The sequence below is a fragment of the Pseudoalteromonas holothuriae genome, assembly GCF_945859825.1.
Taxonomy (GTDB): domain Bacteria; phylum Pseudomonadota; class Gammaproteobacteria; order Enterobacterales; family Alteromonadaceae; genus Pseudoalteromonas; species Pseudoalteromonas holothuriae.
Genome location: NZ_CAMAPC010000071.1, coordinates 1 through 989, shown reverse-complemented (window position 1 = coordinate 989; position 989 = coordinate 1). Strand labels below are relative to the sequence as shown.

Sequence of the window (989 nt, the reverse complement as noted above, 5' to 3'; positions counted from 1 at the left end):
CCTCCCGCTTGCCAAAGTGGCCAAGCCAATGCCAAACTCTTACCCGCCCCCCCTCTTTGAGCTCGCGAACGTAAATAACCATCTACAAAACCATTTGCTGCCGCATAATCTGTTTGACCTACATTCCCTATCACCCCCGCCATCGACGAAAAGCCTACAAAAAATGCCAAATCATCTTCTTTGCTCGCCTCATCTAAATTCACCAGCCCTTGTGCCTTAACCGCAAAAACCGCCGCTATATCTGCCGCCTCTTTTTGCCTTAGCAACCCATCTCGTAGTATCCCTGCACTGTGAATTATCCCTTTTATTGCACCTTGACTACGACGTATCTCTGCTAGCGTCTCTTTCACCGCCTGCGCATCCGTCACATCCAGCTGATAGTAGCTAACCTCTGCGCCTTGCTCTTGCAAACCCGCTAGATAAGCATTTATCTCCATATCCGCCGAACGTCGTCCTAATAACGCCAACTTGAGCCCCGGGGAACGACTCACCAACGACTGGGCGAATAACCGTCCCAACCCTCCTGCTCCGCCGCTGATAACATAGCACCCCGACAAAGGTAGTCTGGCTGTGTGCTCTGCTAATTCCGTCTCTATCCATGTATGTGTTTCTAATTTACCCGCTATATACCGCAGCCAATTCGCTGAATGTAACCACCACGCCCCCAATTGCTGCGCAACTTCACCTGTCATCTCATCCACACCAATGACCTGAAAGCGCACTTGCGGATATTCCTGTTGCACACTTCTGAACATCCCCACTAGCATCGCCTGTAACGACTGCGCACTCTCTTGTACCAGTATCTGATGATATGCTTGAGACCCTTGGCCATCTGCACGAAGTGCACTACTCAAATACGTCAATAATGTACTGACATATCCTTCATATCTGTGTGCTTCCTCCCTTTGTGAGGAGTTAAGCACCTTCATCATCGGCAGTGCTCCCTGTAACGCATTTTGCGTGTACATCGACAACTCACACCCCCATAC

At 50.1% G+C, this 989-nt stretch carries 1 protein-coding gene; it reads right to left on the bottom strand.

The window, feature by feature from the left end; genetic code table 11:
- On the bottom strand, positions 1-989 hold a 989-nt coding region (locus OCI93_RS20905), incomplete at both ends, for an SDR family NAD(P)-dependent oxidoreductase (RefSeq protein WP_261627256.1).